The organism is Clavibacter nebraskensis NCPPB 2581 (genome assembly GCF_000355695.1).
GTDB classification, from domain to species: domain Bacteria; phylum Actinomycetota; class Actinomycetes; order Actinomycetales; family Microbacteriaceae; genus Clavibacter; species Clavibacter nebraskensis.
In genome coordinates this window covers 972,601-990,013 of record NC_020891.1, presented here as the reverse complement: position 1 = coordinate 990,013, position 17,413 = coordinate 972,601, and the positions used below count along the sequence as shown (strand labels likewise).

Genomic DNA, 17,413 nt, shown 5'->3' with positions numbered 1-17,413 from the left:
GCCGCGCCACGCAGCCCGGCCGCGCGCGGTCAGCCCCGGAAGAACGCCGCGGCCGCGCGCGCCCGGTACGCCGTCTCGTCCAGGTCGTCGCCCACCACCGTGACGTGCCCGACCTTGCGGCCGGGTCGCGGGTCCTTGCCGTAGAAGTGGAAGCGCGCGTCCGGCTGGTCGGCGAGCGCACGCGGGTAGCGATCCGCGACGGTGCCGGACTCCGGGCCGCCCAGCACGTTGATCATGACCGACCACGGCGCGAGCGGGCGCGTGGATCCGAGCGGCAGGTCGAGCACCGCACGCAGGTGCTGCTCGAACTGGCCCGTGACCGCGCCGTCCATCGACCAGTGGCCGGTGTTGTGCGGGCGCATCGCCAGCTCGTTGACGAGGAGGCGCCCGTCGACGGTCTCGAACAGCTCGACCGCGAGGACGCCCGTGACCCCGAGCCCGTCGGCGATCCCGCGCGCCATCTCCTCCGCCGCCTCACGCAGGCGGGAGCTCGCGCCGTGCGCCGGCGCGATGACCTCCGCGCACACGCCGTCGCGCTGGATCGACTCGACGACGGGCCACACGGCGATGTCGCCCGAGGGCCGGCGCGCGACGGACTGCGCGAGCTCGCGCGCGTAGTCGACGAGCTCCTCGGCCAGCAGCGCGTCGCCCGCGCCGAGCGCGGCGAACCAGTCGTCGGCCTCGTCGGCCGAGCGCACCACCCGCACGCCCTTGCCGTCGTAGCCGCCGCGCGGCGTCTTCACGACCGCGACGCCGCCGTTGTCGGCGAGGAACGCGGCGAGCGCCTGCCGGTCGGCGACGCGCGCCCAGATCGGCACCGGGACGCCCAGCTGCTCGAGGCGCTCGCGCATGAGCAGCTTGTCCTGGGCGACGAGCAGGGCGTCCGGTCCCGGGTGCACCGCGACGCCCTCGGCGACCAGCGCGCGGAGGACGTGCTGCGGCACGTGCTCGTGGTCGAACGTGACCACGTCGACGTCGCGGGCGAAGGCGCGGACGACGTCGAGGTCGCGGTAGTCCCCGACGGCCGTGGCGGCGAGCCCGGCGGACATGCCGTCCGCCTCGGCGAGCACGCGGATCTCGATGCCGAGCTCCACGGCGGGCGCGATCATCATCCGGGCGAGCTGGCCGCCTCCGACGACTCCGACGGTGGGCGTCATGGTGTCCTCCTCTGAGCAGGTGCGTGGGCCCGCAGGCGCCTCGGGGCGGCCTGGGGACGGTCGGTGGGCGGGACCAGCCGGTATCATCGTCCGTCACGCCACCCGCCATCCTCCCCCATCCAGGACGGACCCCGCCCATGTCCCCCCGTCGCTCCCTCGCGTCGCTCGGCGTCCAGATCGCGCAGTTCGGCGTCGTCGGCGGCGCGGGCTTCCTGGTGGACCTCGCGGTCTTCAACCTGCTGCGCGCCACGGTCCTCCACCCCGACGCCGTCGAGGCCGGCCCGCTGCTCGCCAAGGTCGCCTCGACGGTCGTCGCCATCGCCGTCAACTGGGTGGGCAACCGCTGCTGGACCTTCGGCAAGCAGCGCACCACCCGCCGCGGCCGCGAGGCGCTCGAGTTCCTGGCGGTGAGCCTCCTCGGCATGGTCATCGGGCTCGCGTGCCTGTACGTCTCGCACTACGCGCTCGGGTACACGTCGCCGCTCGCGGACAACGTCTCGGCCAACGTCATCGGCCTCGGGCTCGGATCCGCGGTGCGCTTCGTGCTCTACCGCCAGTGGGTCTACTCCCCCGCCCGTCGCCACGCCGCACCGCAGGCGGCCGCGCGCACCGACGACGCCGACCGGGTGGCGGTCCCCTAGCTCCCGCCGACGCGGGGCCGTGCCCCGACGCGGGACCGGTCAGCCGCGCTGACAGGGCTGCGTGTCGTCCGGCCACACGGAGCGGGCCTCGTCCTGCGGCCGCCAGGACGGGTCGCCCGGCCGGCCACGGCGCGACTCCTCCTGGCGGCGCCGCGCGGCCACCACGTTCGCGTTCTCCTCCATGAGGTCCTGCAGCGCCTGGACGACGAGCACCGCGGAGGGCACGTCCCGGAGCACGACGGGCGACTCGAGGCCGGCGTTGATGGTGACGTGGCCGCTGCGGTGCAGGTGCTGCAGGGGGCCGCGGCGGAGGGTGACGTCGTACCCGCGCGAGTGCAGCAGCTCCTGCCGAGTGCGCACGAAGAACCCGTGCGAGACGATGAGGCGCCGGGTCGTGACCGTGTAGCGGCGGTTCAGCCAGACCAGCACGGGCAGCAGCGTGACGAAGACCGCGACGCCGGCGAGTGACAGGAGGAGCAGCGCGTTCTCCCACGGCTCCGGGAACCAGCCGCCGAAGTACCCGCCCGTGAGGCAGATCGCGAGGAGCAGCAGCACCGGCAGGGTCAGCGCGCGGCCGTGCGGCCGGAGGCGGACGAGGACGCGCTCGGGATCCGCGGCCGCGACCTGCGTGGTCGGCGCTGCGGGCGGCGCTACGGGTCGGCCGAGGCGCGGATCCACGTCGCGCGACGAGGTCAGGCGACCGGCGTCGTCCTCGGCGACGCGACGGCGCTCCTCCTTCTCGGCCTTGCGGCGGGCCCGGCGGCTACCACGGACGGGGAGCGCCCGCCCGCCCTCTCCGGGTGCGTACCGCTCTGTGTCACCCGTGTGCGCCATGCCTCATTGATACCGCAGATGCGTCACGTCCCCGGCGGCGACAGACCTCACGGCCGGATCCCCGGCGGACTCCACCGTGAGCCGCCCGTCGTCGTCGACCCCGGTGGCCCGCCCGAGGAGCTCGCCGCCGCCCGGCAGCTCGACGCGGACGTCGCGGCCGATGGTGGCGCACGTGCGCGTCAGATCGTCGACGAGCCCCGCGGCGCGCGCGTCGCCGTCGGCCTCCGCCCAGGCCAGGTAGCGGGCGCGGAACTCCCGGAGGTAGGCGGCCAGGACGGCATCCACGTCCGGATCCGGCACGCCGGCCAGCCGCAGGGACGTCGAGGTGGGCGTCGGCAGCTCGGCCTCCTCGAGCGTGAGGTTGAGGCCCGTGCCCACCAGCATGCGGCCGGGCGCGACCAGCTCGCCGAGGATCCCCGATACCTTCCGTCCGTCCACGTGCACGTCGTTCGGCCACTTGAGCGTCACCTCGGCGGGCGCCGGCACGACGTCGCGCAGGGTCGCGACGAGCGCGAGCCCGGCCACGAGCGGCAGCCACCCGGGGTCGAGGTCCGCGCGCCCGGGGACGCAGAGCACGCTCACCGCGAGGGTGCGGCCGGGCGGCGCCACCCAGACGCGGCCGCGACGGCCGCGTCCCGCCGTTTGGTCGAGGGTGAGCACGACGGACCCGTCGGGCCACCCGGCGGGATCCGCGGACGCCCGCCGGGAGAGCTCGTCGTTGGTGGATCCGACCCGGTCGAGGGCGAGGAGGCGCGGGGCGGCGAGGCGGCTGAGCGGGAGGTCCATGCCGTCACCGTACCGAGCGGATCAGGAGGACACCGCACCCCGGACGCGCCGTCTTCTGTGTGTGGTCCACAAGAGCGGGGCACGTACCCGCCGGTACAGTGAGGCGGGTGACTGCACACGAGCCAGACCCGGACGCCGGCGCCCCGGACATGTACACGACCGCAGGCAAGCTCGCCGACCTGAAGAGGCGCTACCACGAGGCCGTCACCGCGAGCGGCGAGGCCGCCATCGAGAAGCAGCACGCGCGCGGCAAGATGACCGCCCGCGAGCGCATCCACCAGCTGCTCGACCACGGGTCGTTCGTCGAGCTCGACGAGTTCGTCCGCCACCGCACCCACGCGTTCGGCATGGACGCGAAGCGGCCCTACGGCGACTCCGTCGTCACGGGCACGGGCACGATCAACGGCCGCCAGGTCGCGGTGTACTCGCAGGACTTCACGATCTTCGGCGGATCCCTCGGCGAGGTCGCGGGCGAGAAGATCATCAAGGTCATGGAGCTCGCCATCAAGACGGGCGTCCCCATCATCGGCATCCTCGACTCCGGCGGAGCGCGTATCCAGGAGGGCGTGGTCGCGCTCGGGAAGTACGGCGAGATCTTCCGCCTCAACACCCGGGCGTCGGGCGTCATCCCGCAGATCTCCCTCATCATGGGCCCGGCCGCGGGCGGCGCCGTCTACTCCCCCGCGCTCACCGACTTCGTGATCATGGTCGACAAGACCAGCCACATGTTCGTCACCGGCCCCGACGTCATCAAGACCGTCACGGGCGAGGAGGTCGGCTTCGAGGAGCTCGGCGGCGCCCTCACCCACAACAAGGTCTCGGGCGTCGCGCACTACCTCGCGAGCGACGAGGACGACGCGCTGGACTACGCGCGCACGCTGCTCGGCTTCCTGCCGGACAACAACCTGGCCGAGCTGCCGGAGTTCCCCCGGACGGTGGACCTCGAGATGACGGCGCGCGACCACGAGCTCGACACGGTCATCCCGGACAGCCCGAACCAGCCCTACGACATGAGGACGATCATCGAGCGCATCGTCGACGACGGCGAGTTCCTGGAGACGCAGCCGCTGTTCGCGCCGAACATCATCGTCGGGTTCGCCCGCGTCGAGGGCCGCTCGGTCGGCATCGTCGCCAACCAGCCGAACGCGATGGCCGGCACGCTCAACATCGAGGCGGGCGAGAAGGCCAGCCGCTTCGTGCGGTTCTGCGACGCGTTCTCCATCCCGATCCTCACGCTCGTGGACGTGCCCGGGTACCTGCCCGGCACCGAGCAGGAGTGGACGGGCGTCATCCGCCGCGGCGCGAAGCTGCTCTACGCGTACGCCGAGGCGACCGTGCCGCTGGTCACGGTCATCACGCGCAAGGCGTACGGCGGCGCCTACATCGTCATGGGATCCAAGCAGCTGGGCGCCGACATCAACCTCGCGTGGCCGACGGCCGAGATCGCGGTGATGGGCGGCCAGGGCGCCGTCAACATCCTCTACCGGGGCGAGATCAAGGGCGCGGAGCAGGCCGGCGAGGACGTCGCGGCGGTGCGCACGCGGCTCGCGAACGAGTACACGTACAACGTCGCGAGCCCGTTCCTCGCGGCGGAGCGCGGCGAGCTCGACAACGTCATCCAGCCGGCCGCCACGCGCGCGTCGGTCGTCAAGGCCCTGCGGGCGCTGCGCACCAAGCGCGCGAGCCTGCCGCCGAAGAAGCACGGGAACATCCCGCTGTGAGCGACGCCCGCGGATCGGCGGACGCCGCGCTCGGCGGCTTCCGCGTCGTCGGCGGCTCCCCCACCGAGGAGGAGCTCGCCGCCGCCACGGCGGTCATCGCGGCGCTGGCGGCGCAGCCCGCCGCCGAGCAGCCCGCACGCCGCGCCCCGGACGCGTGGCAGCGCTCGCAGCGCGGCGTCCGCGGCACGCTCGTGCCAGGTCCCGGTCGGTGGCGCGGCTTCTCCGGCTGACCCGCTCGGCGGCATCCGCGGGCGCGCCCGTCCCCGGCCGTGTCCTCGCAAATGACGACTTGGCGCGTCCCTCTCGTTCCGTGAGACTCGTCGTGCTGGGGGACCCGCATCGCGGGTCAGTCAACACGGCGTCGTCGATCTGTGGTGAGCAGACGACGCCAGGGGGCGGATCATCCCGATGCTCGGGTCGTCGGGATGACCGGAGAGGCGCGGGGGCGGTCGGTGCAGGCACCGGCCCCCGCGCCTCTCAGCATCACCGCCGGCGGCGCCTCACGCGCGCGGGCGCGGGATCTCCAGCCACAGGTCGACCTCGTCGTCCAGGTCGTCGCTGCCCAGGAGGCTCGCGCTGCCGTCGCCCGCCACGCTGAGGCCGACGACGGTGATCGCCGTGTCGGATCCCTCGGGCACCGTCCGGGCGATGATCTTGTCCGCCCGCGTGTCCCGCACAGCCGCGGCCAACCGGTCGAGCACGACGTCGCGCGTGGCGTCGTCGAGGTCGTCGATGCCGCCCTCGTCGAGGAGCGTGACGACCGTCCCGCGCCGGCGGGCGAGCATGACCTGCTCGCGGACGGCGTCGTTGAGGAGCGTGCGCCCGCGGATCTCGTCGCGGATCGCGCCCTCGAGGTAGAGGCACTCCTGCCGCTCCTCCGGGGAGAGGTCGCCGCCCGTCTCCACGATGCGCCGGAGCATGGGGACCGCCATGCGGCTCGTCTGGCGGAGCCGGAACTGCCGCTCGTAGAGGTGCGCCTCCTGCGCGGCCTGCCAGTCCGCCGCCTCGCGCTCGGCGCGGTGGAACTGCCGGGCGTCGCGCGCGGCCTTGGCGAGCGCGTGCGCGAGGACGTGCGAGACGGCGACCCAGAGCGCGCTGCCGGTGACGCCGTAGTCGACGAGCCCGGCCGGCCCGCCCCAGAGCACGGTCTGCACCGCCAGGATGACGATGCCCGCCCACGCGAAGCCCTGACGGCGCCGGGCCGACGTGATGGTCATCAGCGTGCCGACGGCGGCGACGTGCCACGTGCTGAAGGGCACGAGCGGGCCGGGCGCGAGCTGGCTGGTCACCAGGACCGGCACGACCGTCGCGACGGCCAGGTTGAACGACGCGAGCCAGACGGGCATCACCGTCGGGCTCGTGGGCCACAGGCTCATGAGCGTGGCGACGAGGTAGAGCGCGACCGCGACGAGCGTGACGGCCGGATCCGCGGGGGCGGAGATCGCGACGAGCGCGAGCACCACGTGGTACGCCGAGAAGAGGGCGGCGAGGCCGAGCACGATGGAGCGCGGGACGACGATCACCGGTCGCCCCTCTCACTTTCCTGCCGGTCCGGCGGGGGCGCGTCGAGGTCCCCGGGAAGGAAGGCGGCCTCGGGCGCGGCGGCGTCGCCCGGGGCGGGCCAGCGGATCCGCACGGCCGTGCCCTCCCCCGGTGCCGACTCGATGGTGACGAGCCCGCCGGCCTGCGCCACGCGCTCCTTGATGGAGACGCGGAGCCCGAGGCGCTCGGTGGGGATGCGGCGCTGGTCGAAGCCGGCGCCGTCGTCGACCACGTCGATCGCGACCCCCTCGTCGCCGTGGCCCGAGATGACGAGCATGCGCGTGATGGTCTCGGCCGAGGTGCCGGCGTGCTGGAGGCTGTTCATCATCGCCTGCACCGCCGCGGAGTAGATGGCCTCCGCGGTGGCCACCGGGACCGTGCGCGCGCCGAGGTCGCGCGTCTCGAGGACGAACGGCGCCGAGAGCGCGGAGGCGGCGTCGACGATGCGCTTCGCGACGGCGCGCAGGGGCACCGAGGCGTCGTCGTCGGTGCCCTGCTCGGCCGCCGCCAGGTGCCCCATCGCATTGGCTGCCATCGTGGCGGCGAGCGCGCGGGCAGCCGGATCCACGGTGCGCGCCGCCGAGAGCAGGGTCGTGAGGACGCTGTCGTGCACGATCGCGTCGACCTGGACGCGCTCCACTTCCGTGGCGTGCTGCCGCACCGCGTGCGAGTAGCGCGTCAGCGCCGTGCCCTGCGCCCAGTCGACGCCGAGGGCCGCCTGGCGGAGCACCGTGACGATCATGAGGACGGAGCCGCCGAGGATGATCGAGTAGAGGACCTGCAGGAACGAGTCGAGCGGCGTGATGACGCCGTGGCGGACCACCACCTCGAGGAAGCCGAGCCCGAGCGGCACCGCGACGGTGTAGATCACGGCGATCCAGAGGCGGAAGGCCATCGCCGCGCACGTCGTGGCGACCGTGAGCTCCTGGTACAGGAACGGCTGCGGGACGGTCGCGAGGGTCTCGGGGATGATCGCGAATGGCCAGGTCGCGAGCGCGAGGACGAAGACCAGGGCGACGGTCGCGTGCGCGGGCACGACACCACGGCGGATGACGCCGGCGACGCACGTCCAGACGAGGCTGCCGAAGAAGACGATGAGGAAGGCGATGCTCCAGGCCGGGCGCATCGCGTCCAGCTGCCCGCTGATGACCTGCAGCGACTGCAGGGCGAAGAGGAGGCCGAAGGCACCGGCGCCGCGACCGAGGATCGTCTCGATGCGGGCGAGGCTGATGGGGTTGTCGGGGGTCCGCGGCGGGGCGCCGGCGAGGGCGCGCGTCACGGGAGCCGCGGAGGGCGGCGCGCTGGCCGGAGGCCTAGCGGCCATCGCCGCCGTCCTGGTCCAGTCCCGGGAGGATGCCGTCCTCCACGGCGCGGCGCAGCAGGTCGACCTTGGTGGGAGCGGGGCGGCCGACCTCGACGTACTTCACGCGGATCCGGTCGAGGTACTCGCGCGCCGTGCTGTTCGCGATGCCCAGCTGCTGCGCGACGAGCTTCAGCGGCAGGCCGGAGGCGTACAGGTGCAGCACGTCGCGCTCGCGCCGGCCGAGCTGGGCCTTCGCGAAGTCGCGGTCGGCGTCGATCGCGGTGGCCCACTCGAGGTTGTTGAGCACGTCGCCGCGGGCGACGGTGGCGACGGCCGCCATCACGGTCTGCGTGGCCGACGACTTGGGGATCACGCCCGCCGCCCCTGCGGCGAGCGCCTCGCGGACGCTCGCGACGCGGTCGGCGATGCTGTGGACGAGGACCGCGGCGCCCGTGCCCTGCGCGGCCTTGACGTTGTCGGTGACGGAGGAGCCGTCCCCCAGGGAGAGGTCGAGCACGACCACGTCGCACTCCCGGCCCACCAGGCCCTCGACGAGCTCGCGGGCGTTCGCGGCGGCGAGGATGAACTCGTACCCGGCGTCGAGGCACGCGGCCTTGAGGCCTAGCCGCACCGACTCGTGGTCGTCGACGACGGCGACGCGGACGGGCAGACGGCTCTCCGCCACCGGATCGGATCCCTGCGTTGTCTCGGTCATCCGGATCCCCCTCGTCGCGTGGCGCCGTCGCTCTCCGACGACCGCCTCGCCCACTGTATCGCCCGGCTGGCGCGTCCCCCCGGCGGCGGATGCCCCGGGTCAGGAGGCGGCGGGCACCAGCACGGCCACGCTCTCGACGTGGTGGGTGTGCGGGAAGAGGTCGAACGAGCGCACCGAGCGGAGCTCGTAGCCGCGCTCGGCGAAGAGCGCCACGTCGCGGGCCAGGGCGACGGGATCGCACGCCACGTAGACGACCTGCGCCGGGTGCAGCTCCGCGAGCGCGTCGACGACGGGCTTCTTCGCGCCCGCCCGCGGCGGGTCGAGCACGACGGTCGCGCCCTGGAGGCGACGCCGCTCGGCGGGGCTCGCCTCGCGCGCCAGCTTCTGCAGGTAGCGGTCGACGCGCGACGTGAGGGACGCGGCGCCCACCCACTCCGCCAGGTTGTCGCCGGCGAACTCGGTGGCGACCTCGTCGCTCTCGACGCTCGTGATCCGCGTGGTGTCGCCGAAGCGGTCGCCCACGGCGGCGGCCAGCAGCCCCACTCCCCCGTAGAGGTCGAGGTTGGCGGCGCGCGGGTCGAAGAGGGCCTCGTCGATGGACGACTGCACCGCGTCGTACAGCGTCTCGGCGGCACGGCGGTGCACCTGCCAGAAGCCGCCGGCTTCCAGCTTGAACTCGCGGTCGCGGACCCGCTCGGTGATGGTGTCTCGGCGCTGCGCCTTGCCGTCGATGAGGAGCATGCGGACGTGGCCGTCGGCGGGGGCGACGAGGTCGATCCCCTCGACGCCGGGGAAGCGCTGGCCGAACGGCGCGGCGCCGTTGACGCCCGCCGTGGCGAGGGGCAGCGACGCGACGGGGATCACGCGGTGCGAGCGCGAGGCGTACGGGCCGACGACGCCGTCGTCGCCCACGTGCAGGCTGACGCGCGTGCGCCAGCCGAGGCCGTCGGACTCGTCGTCGCCGGGGAGCGCCTGGACCTGCACGTCGTGGTCGACGTGCGCCATGCGGGACAGCGAGTCGACGACGACCTGCCGCTTGAGCTCGCGCTGGTGGGCGAGGCGGATGTGGCCGAGCTCGGCGCCACCCACGCGGTCCTCGGGGGCGCGGTCGACGGAGGCCTCGGCCCAGACGTGCGGCCGGCGGTGCGGCGAGGCGTCGAGCACCTCGACCGTGTCGGCCCGCCAGAACGACTTCTTGGAGTCCTCCGTGATGCGCGCGCGCACCCGCTCGCCGGGGATCGCGTCCGAGACGAAGATCACCCGGCCGTCGTGCCGGGCGACGGAGACCCCTCCGTGCGCCATGTTGGTCACGTCCATCTCGACCTCGCGGCCCACCTGCTCACCCATGCGGCAACCCTGACACACGCGGAGGCGTCCCTCGGACGCGCGGACGCGCGGACGCCCCGATGCGCATGCCACCATGTCGGCGTGACCACGCGCCTCCACCTCGCCTCCACCTCCCCCGCCCGTCTCGCCCTGCTGCGCTCCGCCGGCATCGAGCCCGTCGTGCTGCCCTCCGACGTCGACGAGCCCGCCGCCGTCGCGGCCGCCGAGGAGCTGCAGGGCCCGCTCGGCCCCGAGGACATGGTGCAGCTGCTCGCGCGGGCCAAGGCCGAGGCGGTCGTCGGACAGCTCGTCGCCGGCGCGCCGATCACGGGCCTCGTGCTCGGCGGCGACTCGGCCTTCGAGATCGACGGCGTCGTGCACGGCAAGCCCCACACGGTCGCGCGCGCCACGGAGCGCTGGCGCGCCCAGCGCGGCCGCGAGGGGCGCCTGCACTCCGGCCACTGGCTGATCGAGGTGGCCGACGGCCGCATCGTCCGCGGTGTCGGGCGCGCCGCCGGCGCGGACGTCCGCTTCCGCGCCGACATCACCGACGCCGAGATCGACGCCTACGTCGCGACGGGCGAGCCGCTGCTGGTCGCCGGGTCGTTCACCATCGACAGCCTGGGCGCCGCGTTCATCGAGCGGATCCAGGGCGACCCGAGCACGGTCGTCGGCCTGTCCCTGCCCACCCTGCGAGCGCTCGTCCGCGAGCTCGGCACGGAGTGGACGGACCTCTGGAACCGGCAGGGCGCGGTCGAGGCGCGGCTCGTCTGAGCGGCGCGGGCGCCGACGGGCGTCAGCCCATCCCGAGGACCTCGATGCGGTCCGCCAGGTAGGCGGCGAGGGGCCGGGTCTCGTGCGCGTTGGGCCCCCACTGCACGCGGAGCTCGCGGCCGCGCAGGCTGAGCGGCCCGGATCCGCGCGCGAGCGACTCCGCGTCGAGCGCGATCGGCTCCCAGTCGTAGTCGACCGCGTCGCCCTCCTCGAAGGCGCGGACGGCCTGGCGCCTGGCCTCCTTGCGCGCCTCGACGCCCGAGTCGAGGCCCTGGGAGCGCGTGGGCTCCACGGCGCGCGTGATGCTGCCGGTGCGGCGGAGGGATCCGTCATCCGAGAGGAGCAGCACGCCGAGCCGCCAGGCCCGGCCGACCGGCACCATGGCCGGCTGCCGCTTGATGGGGCCGAACGAGCGCTTGGCGCGCACCTCGGCGAGCGCCTCGTCGGGCGCGCGACGGGACCGCAGCTCGGCGACCGTCGCCCGCAGCAGCTCCTGGAGGTCGGCCGCGGCGGCTCGCGCGTCGTCGTCGCCGGTGCCGGGTGCGGTCATGGGTCGATCATGCCAGGGGCGTGCCGGGATGCGCCGGTTGTGGGCGCGCGTACCCGTCGGCCCCGCATGTTTGTGCGGACCCTCCGAAGCCGGGCGCATCCCGCACCCTAGGCTGGGGTCTCATGACGCGAGTGAACAAGGTCCTCATCGCCAACCGGGGCGAGATCGCCGTCCGCATCATCCGCGCGGCGAGGGATGCGGGGATCGGATCGGTCGCCGTCTACGCCGACCAGGACCGCGACGCGCTGCACGTGACGCTCGCCGACGAGGCGTACGCCCTCGAGGGGCAGTCGAGCACGGAGACCTACCTCGTCATCGCGAAGCTCCTCTCCATCGCCCGCCGCTCCGGCGCCGACGCCGTGCACCCGGGCTACGGGTTCCTCGCCGAGAACGCGGACTTCGCGCAGCAGGTCATCGACGCGGGGCTCGTCTGGATCGGCCCGTCCCCGAGCGCGATCCAGCAGCTCGGCGACAAGACCACGGCCCGCCACGTGGCCGAACGCGTGGGCGCCCCGCTCGCCCCCGGCACGCTCAACCCGGTCTCCGGCGCCCACGAGGTGCTCGACTTCGTCGACATGCACGGCCTGCCCGTCGCCATCAAGGCGGCGTTCGGCGGCGGCGGCCGCGGCCTCAAGGTCGCGCGCACCCGCGAGGAGGTGCCCGAGCTCTTCGAGTCCGCCACGCGCGAGGCCGTCGCGGCGTTCGGCCGCGGCGAGTGCTTCGTCGAGAAATACCTCGACCGCCCGCGCCACGTCGAGACCCAGTGCCTCGCCGACTCGGCCGGCACCGTGGTCGTGATCTCCACCCGCGACTGCTCGCTGCAGCGCCGCCACCAGAAGCTCGTCGAGGAGGCGCCCGCGCCGTTCCTCACCGAGGAGCAGAACGCGCAGCTCTACGCCGCGTCGAAGGCGATCCTCCGCGAGGTCGGCTACGTCGGCGCCGGCACGTGCGAGTTCCTCGTCGCGCAGGACGGCACCATCTCCTTCCTCGAGGTCAACACGCGCCTCCAGGTCGAGCACCCGGTCTCCGAGGAGGTCACGGGCATCGACCTCGTCCGCGAGCAGTTCCGCATCGCCGCGGGCGGCCTCATCGACTACGACGACCCGCAGCCGCGCGGCCACTCGTTCGAGTTCCGCATCAACGGCGAGGACCCGGGCCGCGGCTTCTTCCCCGCGCCCGGCCCCGTGCACGTGTTCCAGGCGCCCGGCGGCCCCGGCGTCCGCGTCGACTCCGGCGTCCGCGCGGGCGACGTGGTCTCCGGCGCGTTCGACTCGCTGCTCGCCAAGCTCATCGTCACGGGATCCAGCCGCGAGGACGCCCTCGAGCGCGCGCGTCGCGCGCTCGACGAGTTCGAGGTGCAGGGCCTGCCCACCGTGCTCCCCTTCCACCGCGCCATCGTGCGCGACGCCGCCTTCGCCCCGGCGGAGGGCGCTCCCTTCTCCGTCTACACGCGGTGGATCGAGACCGAGTTCGACAACACCATCGAGCCCTGGTCCGGCGCCCTCGATGGCGCCGCCGAGGCGCCCGCCCGGCACACCGTCGTGGTCGAGGTCGGCGGCAAGCGGATCGAGGTGAGCCTCCCCGAGGACCTCGCGCCCGCCGCGGGCACGTCCTCGTCGAAGCGCGCGGCGGCTGCTCCGGCCCGCCGGAAGCAGTCCGGCTCCGTCGACACCTCGGGCGGCGGATCCGTCACGTCGCCCATGCAGGCCACCGTCGTCAAGCTCGCGGTCGAGGAGGGCCAGCAGGTCGTCAAGGGCGACCTCCTCGTCGTCCTCGAGGCGATGAAGATGGAGCAGCCGCTCACGGCCCACGCCTCGGGCACGGTCTCCGCGATCTCCGCCGAGGTCGGGCAGACCGTCCCGTCGGGGCACCGCCTGCTCGACATCGTCTGATCCCGCGCACCACGCGACGACGGCCGGTCCCCGAGGGGGCCGGCCGTCGTCGCGTGCGGGGCGGGTGCGTCAGAGCACGATGTGCATGGCGCGCGCCGCGTCGGAGATGCTGCCCGACAGCGACGGGTACACCGTGAACGCGCGCGCGACGTCATCCACCGTGAGCCGGTGCTCGACCGCGAGCGCGAGCGGGAAGATCAGCTCGCTCGCCTTGGGCGCGACGATCACGCCGCCGATGACCGTGCCCGAGCCCGTTCGCGCGAACAGCTTGACGAAGCCGTCCTTGACGTTCTGCATCTTGGCGCGGGGGTTGGACGCGAGCGGCAGCTTGTAGATGTCGCCCTGCGCGAGCCCCTCCTCGATCTGCTTCTGCGACCAGCCGACCGTCGCGATCTCCGGCTGCGTGAAGATGTTGGAGGTCACGTTGCGGAGCTCGGTGGGGCTCACCGCGTCGCCCATCGCGTGGTAGACCGCGGTGCGGCCCTGCATGGACGCGACGGAGGCGAGCGGCAGGAACGTGGTGCAGTCGCCCGCCGCATACACGCTCGGCACCGAGGTGCGCGCGACGCGGTTGACGCGGATGTGGCCGGAGTCGCTCATCTGGACGCCGGCCTCCTCGAGGCCGATGCCGGCGGTGTTCGGCACGGATCCGACCGCCATGAGGCAGTGGCTGCCCTCGACCACGCGGCCGTCGCTCAGCGTCGCGACCACGCCGTCGCCCTCCCGGACGACGGACTCGGCACGGGACTTCGACAGCACGGTCATGCCGTTGCGCGTGAAGACGTCCTCGATGACGCGGGCGGCGTCGGCGTCCTCGCCCGGGAGCACCTGGTCGCGGGAGGAGATGAGCGTGACCTTGGCACCGAGCGCCGTGTAGGCGGAGGCGAACTCGGCGCCCGTGACACCGGATCCCACGACGATGAGGTGCTCGGGCACGGAGTCCATCGTGTAGAGCTGGGTCCAGGTGAGGATCCGCTCGCCGTCGGGCTTCGCGGTCTCGAGGATGCGCGGGCTCGCGCCCGTGGAGACGACCATGGTGTCCGCGTCGATCTCGTCGAAGTCGGTGCCGCCGCCGCCGCGTCCGGTGGAGACGATGAGGCGGTTCGGCCCGTCGAGCCGGCCCTCGCCCTGCACGATGCGGACGCCCGCGCGGATGAGGCTCGACTTCATGTCCTCGGACTGCTGGCGCGCGAGGCGGAGCAGCCGGTCGTTGACGGCCTGCATGTTGACGGCGACCTCGGGGCGCACGGGACGGCGGCTCTGCTCGCCGCGGGAGAAGAACTGGACGCCGAGGTCGGCGGCCTCGCCGAGCGCGTTCGTGGCCTCGGCGGTGGCGATGAGGGTCTTCGAGGGGACGACGTCGGTCATCACGGCCGAGCCGCCGACGCCCACGCGCTCCACCAGCGTCACCTCGGCGCCGAGCTGCGCTCCGGCGATGGCGGCCTCGTAGCCGCCGGGGCCGCCGCCGAGGACGGCGATCCGCTGGTTGGCCTCGAACTCGTATCCCATGCGCACATCATCCCGCAGGCCCGGGGCACGCGCGAACCCGCCCGCCGCGGCGACCCGGGCCGCGTGTACGCGCGCATTTAGGATCGGGGCATGACCTACAGCAACCCCCTCGAGTCGCCCGACGCGGACCCCCAGGAGATCGCGCGGCAGGCGGCCCGGCAGATCGCCGAGCTCACGGGCGTCGAGCGCCACGACATCGCCCTCACGCTCGGCAGCGGATGGGGGCGCGCGGCGGATCTCATCGGCGAGACCACCGCGACCGTCCCGGCCACCGAGGTCGTCGGCTTCTCGAAGCCCGCGCTGGAGGGCCACGTCGGCTCGCTCCGCAGCGTCCTGCTGCCGTCCGGCCGCCGCGCCCTCGTCATCGGCGCCCGCACCCACTACTACGAGGGCCACGGGGTCCGCCGGGTCGTGCACAGCGTGCGCACCGCGGCCGCGACGGGCGCCACCACGATGATCCTCACCAACGGCGCGGGCGGCATCAAGGAGCACTGGACCCCGGGCACCCCCGTCCTCATCAGCGACCACATCAACCTCACCGCGGACTCGCCGCTCGAGGGCGCGACCTTCGTCGACCTCACGGACCTCTACTCCGCCCGGCTCCGGGCAATCGCCCACGAGGTCGAGCCCGACCTCGACGAGGGCGTCTACTGCCAGTTCCGCGGCCCGCACTACGAGACGCCGGCCGAGGTGCGGATGGCGAAGGCGATCGGCGGCCACATCGTCGGCATGTCGACCGCGCTCGAGGCCATCGCCGCGCGCGAGGCCGGCATGGAGGTGCTCGGCATGTCGCTCATCACGAACCTCGCCGCCGGGATCCAGGAGACCCCGCTCAGCCACGAGGAGGTCATCGAGGCCGGCCGCGCCGCCGAGGGCCGCATCGGCGGGATGCTCGCCCGCATCGTGGGCGCCCTGTGAGCCGCGAGGAGACGGCCGCTCTGGTCGCCGCCGCGCGCGCGTGGCAGGCGCAGGACCCGGATCCGATCACGCGCGCCGAGGTCGACGAGCTGCTCGCCCTCGTCGACGGCACCGCAGCGGGCGCGTCCGCGGCCGACCGGGAGCAGGCGGCCGCGGGGATCCGCGACCGCTTCCAGACGCGACTCCAGTTCGGCACGGCCGGGCTCCGCGGCGAGCTGGGCGCCGGCCCCAACCGCATGAACCGCGTGCTCGTGTCGCAGGCCGCCGCCGGATTCTCGGACTACCTCCGCAGTCGCAGCCCCCGCCCGAGCATCGTCATCGGGTACGACGGGCGCCACAACTCGCGCGCCTTCGCCGAGGACACCGCGCGCATCATGGCGGGCGCCGGCGTCCGCACGGTGCTGCTCCCCCGGGCGCTCCCGACGCCCGTCCTCGCGTACGCGGTGAAGCACCTCGCCGTGAGCGCGGGCGTCATGGTCACGGCGTCGCACAACCCGGCGCGCGACAACGGCTACAAGGTCTACCTGGGCGACGAGGACCACGGCGCGCAGATCGTCAGCCCGGCCGACCGCGACATCGCGGCCTTCATCCACAAGGCGGCGGGCGAGCGCACCGTTCAGCAGCTGCCGATGGCGGACGACTTCGAGATCGCGCCCGAGACGCTGATCGACTCCTACGTGCGGGAGACGGCGGACCTGTTCGCCGCCCCGCTCGCGCCGCTGAAGTGGGTGTACACGCCGCTGCACGGCGTCGGGTGGGAGACCGCGGCGCGCGTGTTCGACGCGGTCGGCGTCGACGCGCCCGTGATCGTCGCCGCGCAGGCGGATCCCGACCCCGACTTCCCCACGGTCGAGTTCCCGAACCCCGAGGAGCCGGGCGCGCTCGACCTCGCGTTCGAGGCGGCCGTACGGTCGGACGCCGAGCTGATCATCGCCAACGACCCGGACGCCGACCGCCTCGCGGTCGCCATCGCGGACGAGCACGGCGCCTGGCGGCGCCTCTCCGGCAACGAGGTCGGCATGCTGCTCGGCCTCGGCATCGCCGAGCGCTATGCCGCGGACGGCAACACGGGCACCTTCGCCTCGTCCCTCGTCTCCTCCCCCGCACTCGAGGTCGTCGCGCGGGAGCTCGGCTTCGGCTACCGCGAGACGCTCACGGGCTTCAAGTGGATCAGCCGCGTGCCCGACCTGATCTACGGCTACGAGGAGGCGCTCGGATACCTGGTCGCGCCCTGGATCACGAGCGACAAGGACGGCATCTCCGCGGCCGTCGCCGTGCTGCACGGCGTCATGCTGCTCAAGTCGCGCGGGCAGACCATCGACGACTACGACCGCGAGTTCGCCGAGCGCTTCGGCTCCTTCGCGAGCGACCAGATCTCGGTGCGCGTCACCGACCTCGCCGTCATCCCGCGCATCATGGCGAAGCTCCGGCAGTCCCCTCCCGCCTCGATCGGATCCCGCCACGTCGAGCGCATGGACGACCTCGCCGAGGGGACGGCCGACCTGCCGCCGAGCGACGTGCTCCGGTTCCACCTGGGCGACGGAGCCCGGCTCATCGTGCGGCCGAGCGGCACCGAGCCGAAGATCAAGGTCTACCTCGACGCGCAGAGCACGGAGGGCACCGTGGCCGAGCGCCGCGACGCCGCGCGCGCGATCGTCGCCGACCTGGCGCAGGCCGTGCCGCTGCTGCTCGAGGTCTAGTCACCACAGGAGCCGCGGGCCGTCACGGGCCCGCGGCTCTCCTCG

The 17,413-nt window shown here is 73.8% G+C and carries 16 protein-coding genes; 7 read left to right on the top strand and 9 right to left on the bottom strand.

All coding sequences use genetic code 11. The features are described 5' to 3' along the window. Positions 1-29 precede the first annotated feature (29 nt). Complete coding sequence (locus CMN_RS04715; RefSeq protein WP_258560788.1) at positions 30-1,244, bottom strand: 5-(carboxyamino)imidazole ribonucleotide synthase; 1,215 nt, start codon at positions 1,242-1,244, stop codon at positions 30-32. 50 nt (positions 1,245-1,294) lie between these two features. Between CMN_RS04715 and CMN_RS04710 the strand changes: the two genes are divergently transcribed. Then, positions 1,295-1,798 (top strand): GtrA family protein, encoded by a 504-nt coding sequence (locus CMN_RS04710; protein ID WP_015489704.1) that lies wholly within the window; start codon positions 1,295-1,297, stop codon positions 1,796-1,798. 39 nt (positions 1,799-1,837) lie between these two features. Here CMN_RS04710 and CMN_RS04705 read toward each other — a convergent pair whose 3' ends face one another. Both CMN_RS04705 and CMN_RS04700 read right to left on the bottom strand, forming a co-directional pair. Then, complete coding sequence (locus CMN_RS04705) at positions 1,838-2,632, bottom strand: PH domain-containing protein (RefSeq protein WP_015489703.1); 795 nt, start codon at positions 2,630-2,632, stop codon at positions 1,838-1,840. Positions 2,633-2,635: 3 nt separating this feature from the next. Beyond that, the gene (locus CMN_RS04700) at positions 2,636-3,418 is read right to left on the bottom strand and encodes a biotin--[acetyl-CoA-carboxylase] ligase (RefSeq protein WP_015489702.1); all 783 of its coding nucleotides are present in this window, start codon (positions 3,416-3,418) and stop codon (positions 2,636-2,638) included. 149 nt (positions 3,419-3,567) lie between these two features. On the opposite strand from CMN_RS04700, the gene CMN_RS04695 reads away from it, so the two are divergent. Then, complete coding sequence (locus CMN_RS04695; protein ID WP_041465240.1) at positions 3,568-5,139, top strand: acyl-CoA carboxylase subunit beta; 1,572 nt, start codon at positions 3,568-3,570, stop codon at positions 5,137-5,139. Then, positions 5,136-5,369, top strand: a complete 234-nt coding sequence (locus CMN_RS04690; protein ID WP_015489700.1) for an acyl-CoA carboxylase subunit epsilon — start codon at positions 5,136-5,138, stop codon at positions 5,367-5,369. Before CMN_RS04695 ends, CMN_RS04690 begins: the two co-directional genes overlap by 4 nt. A 270-nt stretch (positions 5,370-5,639) precedes the next feature. On the opposite strand, the gene CMN_RS04685 is transcribed toward CMN_RS04690, so the two are convergent. The 4 genes from CMN_RS04685 to CMN_RS04670 form a co-directional block, all read right to left on the bottom strand. After that, a complete protein-coding gene (locus tag CMN_RS04685) occupies positions 5,640-6,662 on the bottom strand; it encodes a DUF8320 family protein (RefSeq protein ID WP_015489699.1) in 1,023 nt (340 codons plus the stop codon). After that, positions 6,659-7,960: a sensor histidine kinase gene (locus CMN_RS04680; protein WP_227077749.1), complete on the bottom strand. Its 1,302-nt coding sequence runs from the start codon at positions 7,958-7,960 to the stop codon at positions 6,659-6,661. Before CMN_RS04680 ends, CMN_RS04685 begins: the two co-directional genes overlap by 4 nt. 34 nt (positions 7,961-7,994) lie before the next feature. Continuing rightward, positions 7,995-8,699: a response regulator transcription factor gene (locus CMN_RS04675; RefSeq protein ID WP_015489697.1), complete on the bottom strand. Its 705-nt coding sequence runs from the start codon at positions 8,697-8,699 to the stop codon at positions 7,995-7,997. 99 nt (positions 8,700-8,798) lie between these two features. After that, complete coding sequence (locus tag CMN_RS04670) at positions 8,799-10,046, bottom strand: class I SAM-dependent RNA methyltransferase (RefSeq protein ID WP_015489696.1); 1,248 nt, start codon at positions 10,044-10,046, stop codon at positions 8,799-8,801. Between the two features lie 81 nt (positions 10,047-10,127). Here CMN_RS04670 and CMN_RS04665 point away from each other — a divergent pair, with 81 nt between their 5' ends. Next, complete coding sequence (locus CMN_RS04665) at positions 10,128-10,799, top strand: Maf family protein (protein WP_015489695.1); 672 nt, start codon at positions 10,128-10,130, stop codon at positions 10,797-10,799. A gap of 22 nt (positions 10,800-10,821) precedes the next feature. On the opposite strand, the gene CMN_RS04660 is transcribed toward CMN_RS04665, so the two are convergent. After that, entirely contained in the window at positions 10,822-11,349 is a 528-nt protein-coding gene (locus CMN_RS04660; RefSeq protein WP_015489694.1) for a hypothetical protein, read from the bottom strand. Positions 11,350-11,471: 122 nt separating this feature from the next. Between CMN_RS04660 and CMN_RS04655 the strand changes: the two genes are divergently transcribed. Continuing rightward, entirely contained in the window at positions 11,472-13,241 is a 1,770-nt protein-coding gene (locus tag CMN_RS04655) for an acetyl/propionyl/methylcrotonyl-CoA carboxylase subunit alpha (RefSeq protein WP_015489693.1), read from the top strand. Positions 13,242-13,310: 69 nt separating this feature from the next. On the opposite strand, the gene CMN_RS04650 is transcribed toward CMN_RS04655, so the two are convergent. Further along, positions 13,311-14,750, bottom strand: a complete 1,440-nt coding sequence (locus tag CMN_RS04650; protein WP_015489692.1) for an NAD(P)H-quinone dehydrogenase — start codon at positions 14,748-14,750, stop codon at positions 13,311-13,313. Between the two features lie 90 nt (positions 14,751-14,840). Here CMN_RS04650 and CMN_RS04645 point away from each other — a divergent pair, with 90 nt between their 5' ends. Both CMN_RS04645 and CMN_RS04640 read left to right on the top strand, forming a co-directional pair. After that, positions 14,841-15,668, top strand: a complete 828-nt coding sequence (locus CMN_RS04645) for a purine-nucleoside phosphorylase (RefSeq protein ID WP_015489691.1) — start codon at positions 14,841-14,843, stop codon at positions 15,666-15,668. Next, positions 15,665-17,368, top strand: coding sequence for a phospho-sugar mutase (locus CMN_RS04640; protein WP_015489690.1), 1,704 nt, complete (start codon positions 15,665-15,667; stop codon positions 17,366-17,368). Before CMN_RS04645 ends, CMN_RS04640 begins: the two co-directional genes overlap by 4 nt. Positions 17,369-17,413 lie beyond the last annotated feature (45 nt).